This window comes from Bradyrhizobium sp. S3.12.5 (assembly GCF_040548225.1).
Lineage (GTDB): Bacteria > Pseudomonadota > Alphaproteobacteria > Rhizobiales > Xanthobacteraceae > Bradyrhizobium > Bradyrhizobium cytisi.
On sequence record NZ_JBEPRF010000023.1, the window covers coordinates 55,980 to 73,612 of the forward strand.

Below are 17,633 nucleotides of genomic sequence, written 5' to 3' on the forward strand. Positions count from 1 at the left end.
GAGAATCGCGCCGATCATTGCGCCCGGACCGTGGCCCCGGTACTTACTCTCACTGACAGGCCGGACTAGCCGAGCTCGGTACCAATACCTTCAGGCCAATGAAGAACCTGCACTGTGAGGTGACGTTAAGCGAAGCTCCTGCGATGACGCCAATACCAATCTCGGGCAGATCAATATCGGATTGGAATTGGTGTTGTGCTTGCCCAAAGCCTGTCGCGGTGATCCACCCATCTGAGCCGCGCAGTACAGGTCATTGCTGTACTGTGGCCAGGCTGACTACCGGGATCGGAGCTGAGCTCTCGGTGAAGCACTCAAGCAAGCGCATGCGCGGCATCGCGGATCGCAGCGTAGATTTCATCGATATCCGACCCTGTAACGCAATAAGGCGGCATCACGTAGATCGTATTGCCGAGCGGCCGCAGCAGCAAATCTCGGTCTCTGAAGAAGGCTCCAAGCTTCGGGCCGACGTCCGCGAGATAGCCGCCCTCGCTCGTTTTCAGATCGAGTGCTGTTATCGTGCCGGTCCGACGGACGTTTGCAAAACGCTTGTCTTCGCGGAATGGCTCGAGTGCCTGCTCCTGCATTGCGGCCACCGCCGCCACGCGCTGGCGATACTTGCATTCTTGCCAGAGATCCAGGTTGGCTTTAGCAGCAGCGCACGCCACTGGATTGGCCGTATATGAGCTCGAATGAAAGAACGTACGCGTGCGATCCTTCGAATAATGCGCCTCGAAGATATCGGCGTGGCAAAGTGTCACCGCGAGTGGAAGCGCCCCTCCCGTAATTCCCTTCGAATAACAGGCAATATCGGGCACGATATTGGCCTGCTCGCACGCGAATAATGTTCCAGTGCGCCCCCAGCCGGTCATGACCTCGTCGGCGATGAAGAGGACGTCCGAGGCCTCGCAGATCCGCTTCATCTCTCTCAGCACCCAGACCGGATACATCAGCATTCCACCCGCCCCCAATACCAGAGGCTCCACAATGAAAGCGGCCGGCATTTCGTCTCGACACGCAGACTCGAGCGCATCGAGCGTCGCCTGCTCACGGCCGCTCGCAGGGAATGGGATCGAGGTGACGTCGAACAACAGGGGCCCGTAAGCCGCGTTGAACACACCTCTCGCGCCAACCGACATCGCACCAACCGTATCGCCGTGGTAGGAATGTTGCATCACGACGATGCGTATTCGCTGTTTGCCGATGTTGTGCCAGTATCCGAGTGCCATTTTCAATGCTACTTCCACACTGGCTGAACCGCTGTCGGAGAAGAAGACATAGTCGAGGCCAGGGGGCGCGACTTTCAACAGGTGCGCCGCGAGCTCCTCCGCCGGATCGTGGGTGTAGCCGGCAAAGATGATCTGGTTGAGCTTGCCTGCCTGTTCCTGAATTGCGCTCACGATTTGTGGATGGCAATGGCCATGGGTCACGACCCACCAGGATGAGATGGCATCTATGATACGGCGACCGTCGGCGGTGTGCAGATAAGCGCCATCACCGCGGACAACCTTTGTCATCTCGCTGTGAAGCGCGTGTTGCGTGAAGGGGTGCCAGATCGGCGACTTCTTGCTGGTCATCATGGATTCAAGAAGTCATTGCGGACAAATGAGTGTTCGAACGCGGTGTGCAGCGTGTCCGCCGTAAGAGGCAGAATCCAGGGCAAGCGCCCTAGCCAACGCACCCGTCCGATCTCGCAGATCGCACTCTGAGTTTCAGGATTTCTTTTCCCAATGAATGCAATCCCAAGGATGCGGATCTGCCGCTGCCGCAAAGCCTCTATCGAGAGCAGGGAGTGATTGATGGTTCCGAGTTCAGTGCTTGCGCAGAGCACGACCGGAAGCTGCCACCGCTGGAAGACGTCAATGAAGAGGGTGCCAGGAGCCAGCGGCACCATCAGCCCGCCGGCGCCCTCGATCACGAGCGGTCGTCCTCCGGACGCCGGTACACGCAGCGACTCTACATCGATGCGAATTCCGTCGATCTCCGCTGAACAATGTGGCGAGACGGGCGTTCGAAGACGGTAAAGCTCCGGCACGATCCGGTCAGCTGAGAGACCGCCAAGGCGTGTGACGAGCTCAGTATCGGTCTCTCCTTCGAGGCCCGCTTGAATCGGCTTCCAATAGTTTGCATCGAGAAGATGGGCCAGGCCTGCTGAAAACACCGTCTTTCCAATGCCGGTATCCGTACCGGTCACGACGATCCGCCGACTCATCGAGACCAGCTCCTCGTCTCGTCGACGAGGGCATCGAGCATTGCACGGATGGCATCTTCGTCGACGTTGAGTGTCAGTGAAATTCGCAAGCGGGCCGTGCCTGCCGGCACGGTCGGGGGCCGGATCCCCCGGATATCGAAGCCGCGAGCCTGCAGCGCAGAGGCGAGCTGCATCGCGCGGGCATTGTCGCCGACGATATAGGGCACGATCTGCGAGCCCGAAGAGCTCCGAATGCCGCGGGATCGGATCTCCCGGTGCGCAAACGCAATGAGATTGGCCAGACGCTGCTGTCGTTCAGGTTCCTGCTGCAGGATAAGGAGCGCCTCCCGGACAGCGACGGCCATCAATGGGGACGGCGCGGTGGCGAAAATGAATGGACGGCAGCGATTGACCAAGAAGTCGCGCAGCGCTCGTGCGCCGGTCAGCAGCGCGCCGGCAGCCCCCAGAGCCTTGCCACACGTGTGAAGCACCAGGACATTCTCCCGCTTCTCATAGGGTGCCGTCAGTCCGCGTCCCTGCTCACCGTACACGCCCGTAGCGTGGGCCTCATCGACCATCAGAAACGCGTCATACCGATCGGCTATCGCTACCAAGTCCTTGAGCGGCGCGAAATCGCCGTCCATGCTGTAGAGACTTTCGACGACGATCCAGACGCGGCCGACGCCGCCTTTCGCGCGCCACTCGCGTATCGTGCTTTCGACGGACTCTGGATCATTGTGCTCGCTGATCCGAGAGTCGGCCCGCCCGGCTCTCGCGCCTTCATGTATGCTTGCGTGCACGAGAGAATCGAGAACCAGGAGATCGTCCCGCTGTGGTAAAGTCGTCAAAACAGCAAAATTTGCGACATAACCGCCCCCGAAGAAAAGCGCCGTCTCCGCTCCGAAAAATCGAGCCGCTTCTGCTTCGAGAGCCTCGTGTTCCTCGCAATTGCCGCGCAGAAGCCGCGAGCCACCGGCTCCGATCGGCGTGCCGGCCTCGAGCGCAGCGGAGATTGCCTTTTTGATGCGCGGCGCGCTCGCCAGCGCCAGATAATCGTTCGATGTAAAATCGATCCCACCCCGGGGCTTGAGGCCGCGGAGCCGATCGTCTTCTTTCAGGGCATGCAGCGCCGCGACATAATCGCCGAATTTGGCTGCGTGGATCGACGTCATTGTTTCACTCGCGCTCTGGTTTTGCCAAGCTTGTGGCGGTCGGAAAGATCAAACGCCTCAGCAGATCTCTCAGATTTGACCGATCAGAATCCGATTTTCTCGGTCGACCCGAACCACTCGCGGCCTGAAGATCTTGGCTTCGGCCTCGTCAAAGGAGGCATATGCAACGATGATGACTTTGTCTCCAGGCAGGGCGAGTCGCGCAGCAGCACCGTTCAGGCTTGTCGTGCCGGATCCTTGGGGCGCCTCGATCGCGTAGGTGGCAAACCGGGCTCCGGTTTCGACGTTGTAGATCTCGACGCGCTCGTTGATCAGGATTCCTGCCGCCTCCAACAGTGTCCGATCGATCGAAATCGAGCCTTCATAGTGCAGATCAGCTTCGGTCACCGAGGCGCGATGGATCTTGCCCTTCATCAGGGTAATTTGCATTTTTCACCTGAACTGGAGTTTGCGCAGAGCGTATTCATTCGGCCTGTTTTGTCAGGCAAGGCCGGAGGCGATCCCGAGCCGATCCAGCAAATCTGCGTCGCGATCGGCCTTCGGGTTTCTGGTGGTCAACAGAACATCGCCGATGAAGATCGAATTCGCGCCGGCGAGAAAACACAGCGCCTGGAGTTCATCGGTCATGTACTGCCGTCCTGCGGATAAACGCACGACGCTCTTCGGCATCATGATCCGCGCCGTTGCGACCAAGCGTACCAGGGCGATCGGATCAGGACGTTCCGCAGTGTCATTGACGGGCACGCCCTCGACTTCGTTCCACAGGTTGATCGGTACGCTTTCCGGATGGCTCGGGAGGTTGGCGAGCAACACGAGCATGGCGAGGCGGTCCTCGACGCGCTCGCCCATTCCGACAATGCCGCCGCAGCAGACCTTGATACCGGCCTTCCGCACATGTTCGAGAGTTTCGATCCGATCCTGCAAGGTGCGGGTCGTGATGATCCTGCCGTAGAACTCCGGCGAGGTGTCGACGTTGTGATTATAGAAATCGAGCCCGGCCTCGGCGAGCCGTTCGGCCTGTCCGAGTGTCAGCATGCCGAGCGTGACGCAGCTTTCCAATCCGAGAGCTTTGATCGCGCTCACCATGTCACAGACCTGCGCGAGATCACGGTCCTTCGGACTACGCCAGGCCGCGGCCATGCAGAAGCGAGTTGCGCCGGCAACCTTGGCGCGTTGCGCGGCTGCCACCACATCGGCGCAATCCATCAGACGGGTGACTTTCACACCGGTGTCGTAATGCGCGCTCTGAGAACAGTAGCCGCAGTCTTCCGGACACCCGCCCGTCTTGATGCTGAGCAGGCTTGCGATCTCGACGCGATTTGAATCGAAATTTTGGCGATGAACGCTCTGTGCCCGAAACATAAGCTCGGCAAAAGGAAGCTCATAGAGCGCTACCGCCTGGGCGCCCTCCCAACCACCGCGAGCAAGCCCGCGATTGCTCCTCTTTGTTTGCTGCACTCCCGGACCAGAAACCACTCGGCACCCACGCAAATCATAGATAATCGCAATAATTATCTATAGTCATCACCCGCGAACGAATGCTAATTGAGCGCCTTCGTGAATGCACTCGTTTTTGTGGTAGATAATCTATGATCGCCGATGAGAGCGCGACCGTCGTAGCGCGCATAGCGGAGTCGGTCGGTGGGCGCATTATGAGCGGCGAGCTGCAGCCTGGTGCCCCACTCCGCCAAGACCATGTCGCCCGCGAATTCAATTCCAGCCACGTCCCGGTGCGCGAGGCCTTCCGACAACTGCAGGCCCAGCATCTGGTCGTGGCAGTGCCGCGTCGCGGCGTCCGAGTTGCCCCACTCGATATCAATTCAGTGAAGGAGATCGCCGAGATGCGAGCCGCGCTCGAAGTGGTCGCGTTGCGCAACTCGGCTCCAAAGCTCACTCCGGCCCATCTGGCACGGATCGAACTCGCCTTGACCGAGGGAGACAATGCCCAGACCATCGAGGCGTTCGAGAGGGCCAATCGCGCGTTTCACCAAGCGCTGGTGGCGCCCTGTGGGATGCCACGCCTGCTCGCCAACCTCGAGGGACTACAGCTTGCAAATTCTCGACTGGTGTTCGCCATGGCGCGGTCTGCCGGCTGGCGCCCCCGGTCCAATCAGGATCACCGCCTTATTCTGCAAGCGCTGCGGGCGCGGAACCTCGATCAGGCCTGTCACCTGCTCTCGCGTCACATTCAAACGATCGAGCGCCTCTCCCTTCCCGCCTGATGACCACGAACCACATTCGACGAGTTCGTCGCGGACCGCCTGGCTGCACGCGTGTCGAACGGCGAGGCTCTTGCCGGTCGAGGCGGTTTGCGGCGGTACGTTGCAGTCGGCTCGATCCCGAGATAGTCATGTGACCTACCTGCGAGATCAATCTGGGGCCGTCGATAATTCGTCATATCGTCTTGTTCACCGCCAAGGAGAGGGCCCATATCGACCAGATCGTCGAAGGTCTATCGGTTCTCACTACGATTCCTCATGCGCGCCGGCTCGAGATTGCTCGCAACCGCAAGACCGACCAACTCGGCAATGACATCGATGTTGTCGTCTATGGCGAGTTCGACGATGAGACCGAACTCGCGGCCTACAAAGCGCATCATCTCTATCAGGAATCCATCCGGCGGGTTCGACCACTTCGGGAGCTGCGGTTCGCGGCCGACTTCGATGTACCAATAGAAGCGCGTTCTTCTTGAACGGCATGATGACGAACTTGATCGGCGCATCGCGGTCCATTGCGGAGAACAAATAATGATCGGTTTCGCCAGCTTGCGGACTCGTGGTCAAAATCGATGTGCGCCAGATCGTACCTCAGTCAAGGCCGATTGATCCACGATGCACGTCCGCGAGCTGCCGTGGATTGACCCTGCCACAGCGATGCCAGCTCTGGCGCATCGATCGCACCTCACGTTTCTCGACAGTGCCACGAGAGACGAGGCGCTTGGGCGCTACTCATATCTGACCTGCGATCCGTTCGGGACCTATATGGTCGTGGACGGAGGAGCGAGTTGGAATGGAGAGGCTCTCGAGGGCAATCCATGGGAAGCTCTCCGAGGGCTTCTCGCCAGGTATCCGCAGGAGCATCGCCCGGATCTTCCCACGTTCCAAGGAGGCGCGGCTGGCTTCTTCGCCTACGATCTGAACAGGACATTGGAGCGATTGCCGCGGCCGGCGGCTCCGGGTCAGCATTTGCCCGAATCGATTGTGCACTTCTATGACGTCGTCATCGGCTTCGACCACCTTCACGACAGATGCTGGATTGTTTCCACTGGGTGGCCGGAGGGGGATCCCGCACGACGTATCGAGCGCGCACGCCGTCGAGCCGATGAATTTGCAGCTCTCCTCGCGAATCAAAAGTCGCCGTCGAACAACTCGACAGCCATAGCGGGCACATGGCATTCGAGCTTCGGCCGTGGGGGTTATATCGCCGCGGTACAGCGCGTGATCGACTTGATCTTGGCTGGCGAGATCTTTCAAGCGAACATTGCGCAGCGCTTCAGCGCCAGGCTATCGACCTCGTTCGATCCATTTGCCTTCTACTGCCGACTCCGGTCGATGAACCCGGCGCCCTTTGGGGCCTTGCTCCGCTACGGCAAACTGACGATTGCATCGAGCTCGCCGGAGCGATTTTTGAAGCTTGAAGGACGTCAAGTCGAAACTCGGCCGATCAAGGGCACGATTGCGCGTTCTATTGATCTCGGGGAAGACCAGAGCCGCGCAAAGATCCTACTGATTTCCGAAAAAGACCGCGCCGAGAACACGATGATCGTCGACCTGTTGCGCAACGACCTGTCGCGGGTATGCACTCCGGATTCTGTCGAGGTTCCCGCCCTTTGCAACCTTGAATCCTATGCTTCGGTGCATCACCTCGTTTCGATCGTCAGGGGGCAACTTTCAGGCGACCACGACGCGGTCAGCCTGCTTCGAGCTTGCTTTCCAGGTGGCTCCATCACCGGGGCGCCCAAGGTCAGATCGATGCAGATCATTGCGAATATCGAGGGTATCGCGCGAGAAGTCTACTGTGGCGCGATCGGCTTCATCGGATTCAGCGGTTACATGGACTCGAACATCGCGATCCGGACCGTGACGTTGGACGACAGTCAGGCTGTTTTTCATGCAGGAAGCGGGATCACCGCGATGTCGGACCCCGAGGCCGAGTATGACGAGACGCTCGCCAAGGCGCAGCGAATTTTCGACGCATTTCGTGCTTAGACATCCGGTGCATCTTGATCGTCATCATCGACAACTACGACTCCTTCGTCTTCAATATTGCGCGCTATTTCCACAGACTTGGGCAAGTGACGGAGGTGACCCGGAACGACGTGGTCAGCGTCAACGATATTGTTGGCCTCAACCCGCGCGCAGTGGTGATCTCCCCCGGACCATGCTCACCAACTGAGGCCGGAATATCGACCGCTGTCGTCCGCGAGCTTTCAGGTCGCGTTGCTATTCTTGGCATCTGCTTGGGGCATCAGTGCATCGGCAGCGTCTTTGGTGGACACGTGGTGCGTGCACGTCGGCCCATGCACGGCCGCTCTTCGCATGTATCGCATGATGGCCGAGAGCTATTCAAAGGGCTTCCCTCCCCACTTCGCGTCGGACGCTACCATTCTCTTGTTGTTGAACTTGATCAATCATGCGCGCCGGATCTCGCGGTGACGGCACGTTCGGACGAGGGTGAGATCATGGCCCTCGTACACCGCCGCCACCCGACATATGGCGTGCAGTTCCATCCGGAATCGATATTGACCCAGCACGGCGACGTGCTGTTTGCAAGGTTCTTGCGGCTCGCAGCCGAGTTTCTTTCTTGACTGGGGAAGAGATCGACTTCACGTACAATCAGATGCAGAACCGGATGTATATCTTCGGTGCCCGCCTTGGCTTGGTTGCGGCTCTGCATTGACCGTGTCGCTTTTGTGGAGGTGATTCTGTCCAATACTCGCCAGAAGCCCCTGCCATCCTTAAAATTCGGCGGTTCGAACGATCGATTGAAGTCGAGCAATGCCATTTGATCGCGGGTCGCTTTGACTGTCTCCTGAAGGTCAGGACATCCGACACGATAAATACAGGCGAGTTCGGGGCGAGAAGACTTCCAGTCGGGTGCCCGTGGCAAGCACCTCGATGTCGGTCGCCATGCAGTCGATAAAGGACGTATGGTGCGATCCAGGACGAACGCGAGCTTATGTCTAGCCGGACCGCCAAGCCCGCTCACTGCACATGTTTGCTCGTCTTTAGCGACATGGCGCGTACGGCCGTGTCAAAACGCATGAGATCTTCGACGTCCTTGGTGAGTGGCTCGCAATGAGATTACCTGAAGTCCTTTTCGGGCTGGCGCAGGGTGCGCAATTCCTGACACAGAAAAATGGGCCACTTCCGGGACCAGCAGCGGCCCAGTCCAAGTCGGGAGAAAGTAGCAGACGATCCGGTCTGCCAGCGGATTCTCTAAACCATCGCGCGCGATTGGGACCGTAAGAACGATATAGGGCACAATCTGGGAGCCCGAAGGGCGCCGAATACCGCGGGATCGGATCTCTCGTGCGCAAACGCTACGAGATTGGCCAGACGCTGCTGTCGTTTAGGTTCCTGCTGCAGGATAAGGAGCGCCTCCCGAACAGCGATGGCCATCAATGGGGACGGCGCGGCGGCGAAAATGAATGGACGGCAGCGATTGACCAAGAAGTCGCGCAGCGCTCGTGCGCTGGTCAGCAGCGCGCCGGCGGCCCCCAGAGCCTTGCCACACGTATGAAGCACCAGGACATTCTCCCGCTTCCCAAAGGGCGCCGTCAGTCCTCGTCCCTGCTCGCCATACACGCCCGTGGCCTCGTCGACCATCAGAAACGCGTCATACCGATCGGCTATCGTTGGGGGTACCTCGCGCCGCGCACGAGGCCCTCCCATGGACTTCGGACCAACCCACCAGCCTTGACCAGGAGACCATTTCCAGCACACACAAACCCGTCAGCCGTGTTCGCCTCCGCATCTGATCGCGATCATTGGAATCCGCGACCACCATGGCCAGGAACACCTGATCACCATCCCTGGAATGCGCATTCTGGCCAGGTATCCGCAGGAGCATCGCCCGTATCTTCCCCCGTTCCAACGAGGCGCGGCTGGCTTTGACGTGACATTCACACCGATGCGAAGCTCCTGAACCGGGCGCGCGAGAAGCTGGTGCGGCTGGCGAGGCTTCGCGGAATGGCGTTGCGCCAGTCCTATGCGCGGGTGGGCCAAGTTCGCCCTGATCCAGCATCAGCGCTATGCCCACGCCAAGCAGATCAAGCGCGCCACGTCCAGATAATACCTTTGGCACTGTCTTTTCTCTTCGTTGGAGTCACCTTTCTCAAACCATGCAGCACCCGGTTAACACGAGCGTCGCAAAACCGTTAACCGCATCAGCACGGTATTGATGTTTCGGGGATACGCTGGTGCTGCCGGACATGATTGAAGTGTACGGTTTTTGTCAGGCTGCTGGATTCACATCACCGATGTCCCGTCAAAGGCCGAGCTGAGTCGCGGAGCTACTTGAGCTGCGTCTGTAGCGAGACATGGTCGAGTTCGCCTTCCCACCAGGACACAAACACGGCGGCGACACCGTTCCCAATGATGTTGGTAAGCGCGCGCACCTCGCTCATGAACTTATCGATCGAGAATACGATCGCAATGCCCGGGACAAGCTCAGGACTGACCACCGTCAACGTTGCGGCCAGGGTGACGAAGCCGGCACCGGTAACACCGCTTGCGCCCTTCGAGGTGAGCATCGCCACAGCCAGTATCGTGAGCTGCTGGCCGAAGTTGAGGTCGACCCCAAGCGCCTGTGCGATGAACAAGGTCGCCAACGTCATGTAAATGTTGGTCCCATCCAAATTGAAAGAGTATCCGGTCGGCACCACTAGGCCCACGACCGGCTTGGAACAGCCCAGCCGTTCGAGCTTTTCCATCAAGTGCGGCAGTGCGCTCTCGGACGACGATGTTCCGAGCACGATCAGCAGCTCGTCCTTAATGTAGACGATGAACTTTATGATAGAAAAGCCGACCAAGCGCGCGATCAGGCCAAGCACAATGATCACGAAGAGCCCGGCTGTCACATAGAACAGCGCAACTAATCCGATGAGTTTACCGAGCGCGGAGGGGCCGAATTCGCCGATGGTGTAGGCCATTGCGCCGAACGCTCCGATCGGCGCGGCCTTCATCACGATCCTAATGACACCAAACACCGCGTGCGCAGCATCGTCAACCAGACCGCGCATCCGCTCACCCCGCTCGCCAAGCGCCATCAGCGAGAACCCGAATAGGATGGCAAACAGCAGCACCTGTAGCACGTCGCCTCGTGCCAGGGCGCCAACCACGCTATCAGGAATGATATTGAGGAGGAAATCGACCGCCTTCTGCCCTTCCGCCCTTTTGACGTAGTTGGCTACCGCCGCAGCATCAGCCCTGGGAGCGAGCCCATGACCGGCCTGAACGAGATTGCCCATCACGAGACCCAGGACGAGCGCGAAGGTTGATACGATCTCGAAGTAAAGCAGCGCCTTGACGCCGACTCGGCCGACCTTTCGTGCATCCTGAACATGCGCAATTCCGGACACAACAGTGCAGAAGATGATCGGCGCAATCACCATTTTTATTAGCTTGATGAAACCGTCACCAAGCGCTTTGACCCAGCTGCTCGTCCCCACAGCAGGCCACAACCAGCCAACGAGAATGCCAACCAGGATCGCGATGAGTACCTGGATGTAAAGAACTTTGTACCAGGGGCCAGATGGCTGGAACAGGGCGGCGGCTTTGACAGAACGGCACTGGCGGTGAATGTAAATCATGCTCGCCCCGGCGCCGTGGTATCAAAGAGGGGGGACAATGAAGGTACGGCTTCGCTCAGTGTTCCTTCGTTGCGGGGCGCAGGAGAATCTGACCGCCCCAGATGGCCCCGTCCATTGCCGCGGATTGGCGCCTCTCCCGAGTCGGCTTGTGGTCGAAGCGAAACGAAGTTCTGAATCGCTTCTGAGAGCAACCATAGAAACTTGAGAAAGCTTCCTTGAGAGCTGGAAAGCATCGGCGTCACCACCCATTTCTATTTTTTGTTGTTCGAAGATGCCATCCAGCATCTTCTAAGACGCCAGCCTTAGCAGCCGGCGACCACTCTTCACCTGGACAGGCACCCTCGCCGCTATCACACCCAAGCGTGGCGCATCTTGAAGAAACATTCGCCGTAAATATCTTGTGGTGGTCGGCTCGCCCGCGTTCAACCGCTCACTCGTCTTATCCTCACTTCAAGGTGAATGTCCCGACATTCCCAAGAGGCATCGATTTTGATCGCAAACCACCAGGCCGAAGAGACACGGCAAGCAGCATTGCTCACGCTGCCTCCCTTGGCGATCTCGGTTCCGGTTTCTCGGGAGCCGCGTTTTGCGCGGCTGAACAACACTTTTCGTAACAGAGCTTCTCACTCCTGTAGCTCGCCAAAGCCTGCAGAGAGCACTGCACGACATCCCGTTTCGCTACATCCGAGGCAGGCGCTGCATCCAGCCACTTCAGCGCCGCCTCGACCAATTCGATCGCGCGACCCCTTTTACCGGTCTCGTAATAGTACTGAGCGACCGCCCCGTACGACAGGAACTTCGCGCCCTCGCTGCCTTGGGGCGGATTCGCCGCCAGGATGTGTTCGGAGAGGTCCTTGCCCATGGCAAAGCGCTCGGCATGTGGGAAACCGAAGTAGTCTTTCGCGGGGTCGAACAGTTGGCGGATGGCCACGCTCATCCAAACCACCGATTTCTTCTCGATCGCGTCGCGAACCAATTGGCGCAATACCGGCAGGCCGGCCCCCATGTCGCGTATCTTGTGAAGCAACAATTCCGCATGAAGCCCACGGAAGGCGACCTCGTCCGGCATCGCACCGAGTGCCTCCTCAACCGCTGAAAGGGCTGCCGCCCAATCCTTACTCTTGATGGCGGGGTCAAGTCTGGCAAAGATCGGCTCCACCAGCGCTCGCTTCTTCGATAGTTCGCGCTTTCTGCGTCGACCCGTGTTTAAGCTCGCCGCATCCAGCGCTTTGGCTTCATCGCTCACTGCCCAGGAGCCGTTCAGAATTTTGGGCAACGCGTTATCGAGTTGCGTCGGATGGCCGATAAAGGCCAAGCGGCCGTCACGGTCGACCACGAATGACGTGGGAATTCCGACAGAAAAGCTGGGATCCATCCAAAGCTTGCTCATTTCGCCCGCGTAGTCGAATGCGATCGCGTGGTTCAGCTTCGGCACGCTCTTCGTCAACCAGGCGTCCAGGCTGGCTCGCGCTTCATCTGCCGTCAAAGCTTGTTCGTGAGCCGCGATGCCCACCACCTCAACTCCATTGTTCCTGTATTTGTCTTGCAGGATCACCAAATTCGCCATCGAGGCGATACATGCTCCGGACCACGTCGCCCAAAATTCGACGATGTATACTTTCCCAGGCTCGAACTTTGTAACCGGATGGCCACGCAGCCAGTCCTCAACTTTGATCGAGGGGGCCCGCGAACCGACGCTCAGCACATTCGCCGCACCGACTTGACTTGCGCTCTCAGTCAGACTGGTCATTGCTCAAACTCGCTTTACCTGGCTCTGCCGAGAAAAATAGCAAGTCGCATGCCAGCCAGCGCTCATTGATATTACGCATTTTTCGTATCGTCCCTGTCGACCTCGCGACGCATGTCGCAGATCCGACCAGCTGTTTGGAGCATCTCAGGCAATCAGTCGGCCGGACGTTCTTGACGCACCTGTAGACCGACGAGGCGGGAAGCCAGGCAGCGCATGGCCGAGTTCACCACTCCACATCCTGATCGGTTTCCAGGATGACCATTTCAGCGCTCGGGATCACGACGTGAACTGACCTGCTTTGGTCCGTCGCCTTGCGCTTGAGGGCGATCTGAGATTTCCAGTTCAACTCTCTGAGCCAAGGGGCGATGAACCAGATCAGCGCGGCCAGCTGCAGCAGCACATTGATACTGAACGCCGTCTGATACGCGATTGAGGCCGCCGGAAGCCGCCCGACGTGTCGCCGAATGCGAGCGAGAGACCTGTCACGATGATGATGATGACCGCGATGATCTTGGCGACGGGTCCTTCGACCGATTGCATGATCTGGTTGAGCGGCTGCTCCCAGGGCATGTTCGAGCCGGCGGCCCAGGCCGTGCTACTCACCAGGTACAGACAAGCGAATGCCGCAACTGACGTGAAACCTCGCCCGAGAGATGATCGTAGGTTCATGACTGATCTCCGATTTTCGAAAGGGTGTAGTCGCCTGATGAGCCAAGCCCGGTGACAGAAGCGAGTTCGCTCAAACGCCGTTCGGCACCACGGCCAGAGAGCACGGCGATGACGTTGATGGTCTCGGCGATCAGCGCGCGCGGGACCGTTACGACGGCCTCCTGGATGAGCTGCTCGAGCCGGCGGAGCGCGCCAAGCGCGGTGCCGGCGTGGATCGTGCCGACACCGCCGGGATGGCCCGTGCCCCAGGCCTTGAGCAAGTCGAGCGCCTCGGCCCCGCGCACCTCGCCGATCGGGATACGATCAGGGCGCAGACGAAGCGACGAGCGCACAAGCTCAGACAGCGAGATGACGCCATCCTTGGTCCGCAGCGCCACGAGGTTCGGTGCCCTGCACTGAAGCTCCCGCGTATCTTCAATGAGAACGACGCGATCCGAACCTTTGGCCACTTCCGCCAGAAGCGCATTCGTCAGCGTCGTCTTGCCGGTTGAGGTGCCGCCGGCGACCAGGATGTTCTTTCGCGCGGCAACCGCATCACGAAGCGCGTTCGCCTGCTCCAAGTTCAGGATGCCGACAGCGACATAGTCGTCCAGGCAGAAGACAGCGACCGCGGGTTTGCGGATCGCAAACGCCGGCGCGGCAACAACCGGCGGCAGCAGACCTTCGAAACGTTCTCCCGTTTCCGGCAGCTCGGCCGAGATCCGCGGCGAGCCGGGATGAACTTCCGCCCCTACATAGTGCGCAACCAGCCGGACAATTCGCTCGCCGTCGGCCGCGGAAAGGCTTTCGCCGGTTTCGGTAAGGCCGCTCGAGAGCCGGTCGATCCACAGCCGGCCATCGGGGTTCAGCATCACCTCAACGATCGACGGATCTTCCAGAAAGCCTGCGATTGCCGAGCCAAGCGCCGTGCGGAGCATGCGCGCTCCGCGCAACTCGGCTTCCGAATGAAATGAATGGATCGTCACGACTACCGCCAGTTGACTGAGGCAGCTAGCGTCTAGCCACCTCACATGAGGACAACTACAAAAAGCGGAACCTGCGCGAGAGCAACAATGGGACCATGTCAATCGTAGTCTGGCGTAGAAGAAGAAAGATTCGGGACGATCGCTTTCGACGCGACGAACATCATGACTCCGGACATCAGCCCGGCGACAAGCCGGCTTCACCACTCCACATGATCGTCCGCCTCCAGGATGGCGAGCTCGGCTGGTGCAATAACGGCCTCAACCGAGTTCCAACCACCCGCCGGTTGACGTGTGACCGAAGCGCCACCCTCCCGTTTCCGTCGCTTGAGCCACGGGACGGCGGCGAACCAGACCAGCGCTGCCAGCTGCAGCAAAACGTTCACACCGAACGCGGTCTGATAGGCCGTTACAGGATAATGCCCCGCCTCTAGAGGCCATTGCTCCAGAATCAGTCCCGTCCCGTACTGCACGACGAAAGCCCAGCCAAATTGCAGGACATTCAGACCGCCATTGGCACGCGCAACCAGCTCGGCCGGGAAATAATCCGCTATGATGGCGTAGGTCAGAGCAGTGGCTGATCCGGCCATCGACAGCACGCACCACGGCAGGAGTGATGGCCAGGGCGGATGCAGGATCAGCACCAGCTCCGCCAGAATCAACATCGCCGCGACCAAGCCAAACAGGGCCTCGGTCTTCTTAGCCCGGCGGCGCACCCAGTTGGCAAGGACGCCCAAGACCAGAGCGCCGAGACTCAGGGCGACCGCCATCACGAACAATTCGTTGACGAGTCTCGTTCGATCCAGCCGCTCCACATCGGAAAGCCAGGGCGCCGCCCATAAGGATTGCAGTGCCCAAGCGGACCCGATGCAGGTCGCCGATAAGGGCGCCATTCTCCAGAACCGCGCATCCGAGTAGACGGTTTTCAGAGTGGCGGGCGTCCTGGTGCCCTGTGGCCCAGTGGTTCGTTCGGGAACCACGAGATAGATCAAAATGGCAGCAAGCGCGCTTGCGGCGGCCAGCACGCCGAATAGACCCCGCCATCCGATCCAGTCCAGGAGCGCTTCGGCAGGAGCCGTTGCGGTGACCGCGCCCAATGAGCCCAGCATAATCATGTAGCCATTGATCAGCGCCAAACGTTCTCTTGGAAACCAGAGGACGATTATTTTCAGCCCGGACATCAGGGCTGCTGCACTCCCAAGTCCGACCATGGCGCGAGCAAAAAGAAGCGACAGGAATCCCGTCGATAGCCCAAAGAGCGCGGCACCCCCTGCAGCAACAGCCAAGAGCACGCTCTGGACCCGGCGCGGCCCGAAGCGATCAAGTAACATGCCGATGGGAATCTGGGCCGCCATAACGACCAGAAAATAGATTGACGTGAGCAGCCCGACATCGGCAGCGCCAAGCCCGAGATCAGAGGCGAGGCGCCCAGCAATGAGCGTATTGATGGTCCGGAACAGGTACGAAAGGTAGTACCCGGCCGCGAAGGGAAGAAACACGCACGCGATGAGCCCCCACAAGGGACAAGGCTCAAGGCGTTTTGCGGGCGATGTTTGCGCCCTCATTTGCTTCGGCGCGCTTCTGCCGGCCTGCTTAGTCGCCTCAACAAAAGGAATTCGGCAGGTTTCGAAAGTTTGGATTGCTGCCGCCCTCCTCGGCGGCAGCGCTCGGCTCGGAGTTTCCATCCGCCGCGACTGCGGACAGACCTTCCTTTCTCGGCTGTTCTTCTGCCGCGCGTTGTGACGCACCGCCATGAGCTTCACTGGCAGGTCGACTGCGCCTGCCCAGCCGATCGATCGTCTCCTGGATCAATGGATGACCGAGCCGTACCCGCCGTTCGACCTGCTCCGCCAATATCTTGAAACGCTGCTGCCCGAGCAGGCACGCCTCCCGCTGCCCGGATGGCAGCATGGGCGGCGTCACGGTGAGGTGATAGCGTGCATGCAGGGCTACCGTCTCGGCGATGATCGCGATCTCGCGCTCGAGCCTGGCCATCTGGCCACTTATCCGGTCCAGAGCCTCATGAACGAGCCCCTCGATGGGCGGTGCAGGATTCAGGAATCGTTCAAGCGCCGTCTCGATGACCATGCTCTTGCCGAGCCCCGGGCGTTCGGTCGCAACTTCAAGCCGCTGAAACATGCTCTCGGAGAGCTGAACTGTGACCTTCTTGGTTCGCGTTCCTTCGCTCGGGCTCGGCTGCGCATCGCAGTCGGCTTGACTCACAATCGAGCTGGGTTGGCCTCCAAGCTCTCCATCGACTTGCATTGCTTGTTCACTCCCCGATTGGCGACCGCGACCTGCCCGCGCACCGCGGCACGCGCGGCGTGGGTCTCGGAATCGAAACGGCTGAATCGCCCCCAGCGATGGACTTGACAGAAGGGCCAATCCGAATGTCACTTCAACCGCACCGACATCTGCGTCGTAGTCTGGCGTAGCCAAAGAAAGACAAGGCGGTCTCAAGAAGAGCTGGATCTGTCAGTCTGTGTCATTCGCGGGCAGCTAACAGCCTTTGCGGCGGGGCCCCGGAGCCTTGACTACGCGGCCATTGGTTGTTGCTTATTGGCGTGCTGTCGATTTGCGGATCGGCTTATCTAACCCAGCGCCGCATATTGCCATAAGCTGCGAGGGCGCATTTGGGGCGCGCGTACTGATTACTCGGGCTTCTCAGAGGCGTGCATGTCGATGCTCACCTCTTTCAGGACGGTGGATCCGCTTGCAAGCCGCCGTCCGAGCGCCTCAACAAAGCGATCGTAACGTTCCGCGCCCTTGGCGCGCGCGGCGGGCGTCGAATGTTCGGGGAGCGCCGGCGTTGAGGTCAGCCAGAAACGGATGAAGAGCGCGATGGTCTCAAGCGCGATGCCATCATTGCGCTCCAGACGTTCAAGCACGCGCGCGATCCGGTCCAGACGTTTGGCGATCGCCGCCTCGCGCCGATCGGAATCCTCGGGAGAAAAAAACGCGCCGATTGCGGCCTCGGCGACCAGCGACTTGGGCTGACCCCGACGTTGTGCGAAGGCCTCAACGGTTTTGAAAATTTCCGGATCGAGATAAATACTGAGCTGAATCTTTTTCACGCTGC

At 59.6% G+C, this 17,633-nt stretch carries 16 protein-coding genes and 3 pseudogenes; 5 read left to right on the plus strand and 14 right to left on the minus strand.

Annotation, left to right across the window (positions count from 1 at the left end):
• Positions 1-311: 311 nt before the first annotated feature.
• The 5 genes from ABIC09_RS28915 to bioB form a co-directional block, all read right to left on the minus strand.
• The gene (locus ABIC09_RS28915) at positions 312-1,577 is read right to left on the minus strand and encodes an adenosylmethionine--8-amino-7-oxononanoate transaminase (protein ID WP_354111373.1); all 1,266 of its coding nucleotides are present in this window, start codon (positions 1,575-1,577) and stop codon (positions 312-314) included.
• Positions 1,574-2,209 carry a dethiobiotin synthase gene (bioD, locus tag ABIC09_RS28920; protein ID WP_354111374.1) on the minus strand — a complete coding sequence of 212 codons (636 nt, stop codon included), beginning with the start codon at positions 2,207-2,209 and terminating at the stop codon, positions 1,574-1,576. The genes ABIC09_RS28915 and bioD overlap by 4 nt, the downstream gene beginning before the upstream one ends.
• On the minus strand, positions 2,206-3,360 hold the full coding sequence (locus ABIC09_RS28925) for an 8-amino-7-oxononanoate synthase (RefSeq protein ID WP_354111375.1): 1,155 nt from the start codon (positions 3,358-3,360) through the stop codon (positions 2,206-2,208). The genes bioD and ABIC09_RS28925 overlap by 4 nt, the downstream gene beginning before the upstream one ends.
• 69 nt (positions 3,361-3,429) lie before the next feature.
• On the minus strand, positions 3,430-3,789 hold the full coding sequence (gene panD / locus ABIC09_RS28930) for an aspartate 1-decarboxylase (protein ID WP_354111376.1): 360 nt from the start codon (positions 3,787-3,789) through the stop codon (positions 3,430-3,432).
• Between the two features lie 51 nt (positions 3,790-3,840).
• Positions 3,841-4,818 (minus strand): biotin synthase BioB, encoded by a 978-nt coding sequence (gene bioB, locus ABIC09_RS28935; RefSeq protein ID WP_354111377.1) that lies wholly within the window; start codon positions 4,816-4,818, stop codon positions 3,841-3,843.
• A 131-nt stretch (positions 4,819-4,949) separates the two neighbouring features.
• Here bioB and ABIC09_RS28940 point away from each other — a divergent pair, with 131 nt between their 5' ends.
• From ABIC09_RS28940 to ABIC09_RS28955, 4 genes are all read left to right on the plus strand, one after another.
• Positions 4,950-5,582: a GntR family transcriptional regulator gene (locus ABIC09_RS28940; protein ID WP_354111378.1), complete on the plus strand. Its 633-nt coding sequence runs from the start codon at positions 4,950-4,952 to the stop codon at positions 5,580-5,582.
• Positions 5,583-5,746: 164 nt separating this feature from the next.
• Positions 5,747-6,052 (plus strand): Dabb family protein, encoded by a 306-nt coding sequence (locus tag ABIC09_RS28945; RefSeq protein WP_354111423.1) that lies wholly within the window; start codon positions 5,747-5,749, stop codon positions 6,050-6,052.
• A gap of 139 nt (positions 6,053-6,191) precedes the next feature.
• A complete protein-coding gene (gene pabB, locus ABIC09_RS28950; protein WP_354111379.1) occupies positions 6,192-7,568 on the plus strand; it encodes an aminodeoxychorismate synthase component I in 1,377 nt (458 codons plus the stop codon).
• Positions 7,569-7,582: 14 nt separating this feature from the next.
• Entirely contained in the window at positions 7,583-8,167 is a 585-nt protein-coding gene (locus ABIC09_RS28955) for an anthranilate synthase component II (protein ID WP_354111380.1), read from the plus strand.
• A gap of 662 nt (positions 8,168-8,829) precedes the next feature.
• Here ABIC09_RS28955 and ABIC09_RS28960 read toward each other — a convergent pair.
• Positions 8,830-9,299: pseudogene (locus ABIC09_RS28960) on the minus strand (aminotransferase class I/II-fold pyridoxal phosphate-dependent enzyme); the annotation flags it as partial.
• A gap of 189 nt (positions 9,300-9,488) precedes the next feature.
• Between ABIC09_RS28960 and ABIC09_RS28965 the strand changes: the two are divergent.
• Positions 9,489-9,642 (plus strand): annotated as a pseudogene (locus tag ABIC09_RS28965) (IS5/IS1182 family transposase); the annotation flags it as partial.
• A gap of 232 nt (positions 9,643-9,874) precedes the next feature.
• On the opposite strand, the gene dctA reads toward ABIC09_RS28965, so the two are convergent.
• The 8 genes and pseudogenes from dctA to ABIC09_RS29005 all read right to left on the minus strand — a co-directional run bounded on the left by dctA (position 9,875) and on the right by ABIC09_RS29005 (position 17,628).
• Complete coding sequence (gene dctA, locus ABIC09_RS28970) at positions 9,875-11,173, minus strand: C4-dicarboxylate transporter DctA (RefSeq protein ID WP_502917711.1); 1,299 nt, start codon at positions 11,171-11,173, stop codon at positions 9,875-9,877.
• Positions 11,174-11,708: 535 nt separating this feature from the next.
• Entirely contained in the window at positions 11,709-12,923 is a 1,215-nt protein-coding gene (locus tag ABIC09_RS28975) for a TlpA disulfide reductase family protein (protein ID WP_354111381.1), read from the minus strand.
• 223 nt (positions 12,924-13,146) lie between these two features.
• Positions 13,147-13,323 (minus strand): hypothetical protein, encoded by a 177-nt coding sequence (locus ABIC09_RS28980; RefSeq protein ID WP_354111382.1) that lies wholly within the window; start codon positions 13,321-13,323, stop codon positions 13,147-13,149.
• A gap of 35 nt (positions 13,324-13,358) precedes the next feature.
• A pseudogene (locus tag ABIC09_RS28985) lies at positions 13,359-13,592 on the minus strand (TrbC/VirB2 family type IV secretion system protein); the annotation flags it as partial.
• A complete protein-coding gene (gene trbB, locus ABIC09_RS28990) occupies positions 13,589-14,509 on the minus strand; it encodes a P-type conjugative transfer ATPase TrbB (protein ID WP_354111425.1) in 921 nt (306 codons plus the stop codon). The gene trbB and the pseudogene ABIC09_RS28985, both read right to left, overlap by 4 nt.
• 245 nt (positions 14,510-14,754) lie before the next feature.
• The gene (locus tag ABIC09_RS28995) at positions 14,755-16,074 is read right to left on the minus strand and encodes an MFS transporter (RefSeq protein ID WP_354111383.1); all 1,320 of its coding nucleotides are present in this window, start codon (positions 16,072-16,074) and stop codon (positions 14,755-14,757) included.
• 82 nt (positions 16,075-16,156) lie between these two features.
• Positions 16,157-16,819 (minus strand): ribbon-helix-helix domain-containing protein, encoded by a 663-nt coding sequence (locus ABIC09_RS29000; protein WP_354111384.1) that lies wholly within the window; start codon positions 16,817-16,819, stop codon positions 16,157-16,159.
• A 386-nt stretch (positions 16,820-17,205) separates the two neighbouring features.
• The gene (locus ABIC09_RS29005) at positions 17,206-17,628 is read right to left on the minus strand and encodes a CopG family transcriptional regulator (RefSeq protein ID WP_354111385.1); all 423 of its coding nucleotides are present in this window, start codon (positions 17,626-17,628) and stop codon (positions 17,206-17,208) included.
• Positions 17,629-17,633 lie beyond the last annotated feature (5 nt).

Bases quoted from the DNA above. Each gene is read 5' to 3' on its own strand.
- ABIC09_RS28915 (WP_354111373.1), bottom strand. From the start codon at position 1,577: ATGATGACCAGCAAGAAGTCGCCGATCTGGCACCCCTTCACGCAACAC.
- trbB (WP_354111425.1), bottom strand. From the start codon at position 14,509: ATGCTCCGCACGGCGCTTGGCTCGGCAATCGCAGGCTTTCTGGAAGAT.
- bioD (WP_354111374.1), bottom strand. From the start codon at position 2,209: ATGAGTCGGCGGATCGTCGTGACCGGTACGGATACCGGCATTGGAAAG.
- ABIC09_RS28975 (WP_354111381.1), bottom strand. From the start codon at position 12,923: ATGACCAGTCTGACTGAGAGCGCAAGTCAAGTCGGTGCGGCGAATGTG.
- ABIC09_RS29000 (WP_354111384.1), bottom strand. From the start codon at position 16,819: ATGCAAGTCGATGGAGAGCTTGGAGGCCAACCCAGCTCGATTGTGAGT.
- ABIC09_RS28940 (WP_354111378.1), top strand. From the start codon at position 4,950: ATGATCGCCGATGAGAGCGCGACCGTCGTAGCGCGCATAGCGGAGTCG.
- dctA (WP_502917711.1), bottom strand. From the start codon at position 11,173: ATGATTTACATTCACCGCCAGTGCCGTTCTGTCAAAGCCGCCGCCCTG.
- ABIC09_RS28925 (WP_354111375.1), bottom strand. From the start codon at position 3,360: ATGACGTCGATCCACGCAGCCAAATTCGGCGATTATGTCGCGGCGCTG.
- panD (WP_354111376.1), bottom strand. From the start codon at position 3,789: ATGCAAATTACCCTGATGAAGGGCAAGATCCATCGCGCCTCGGTGACC.
- pabB (WP_354111379.1), top strand. From the start codon at position 6,192: ATGCACGTCCGCGAGCTGCCGTGGATTGACCCTGCCACAGCGATGCCA.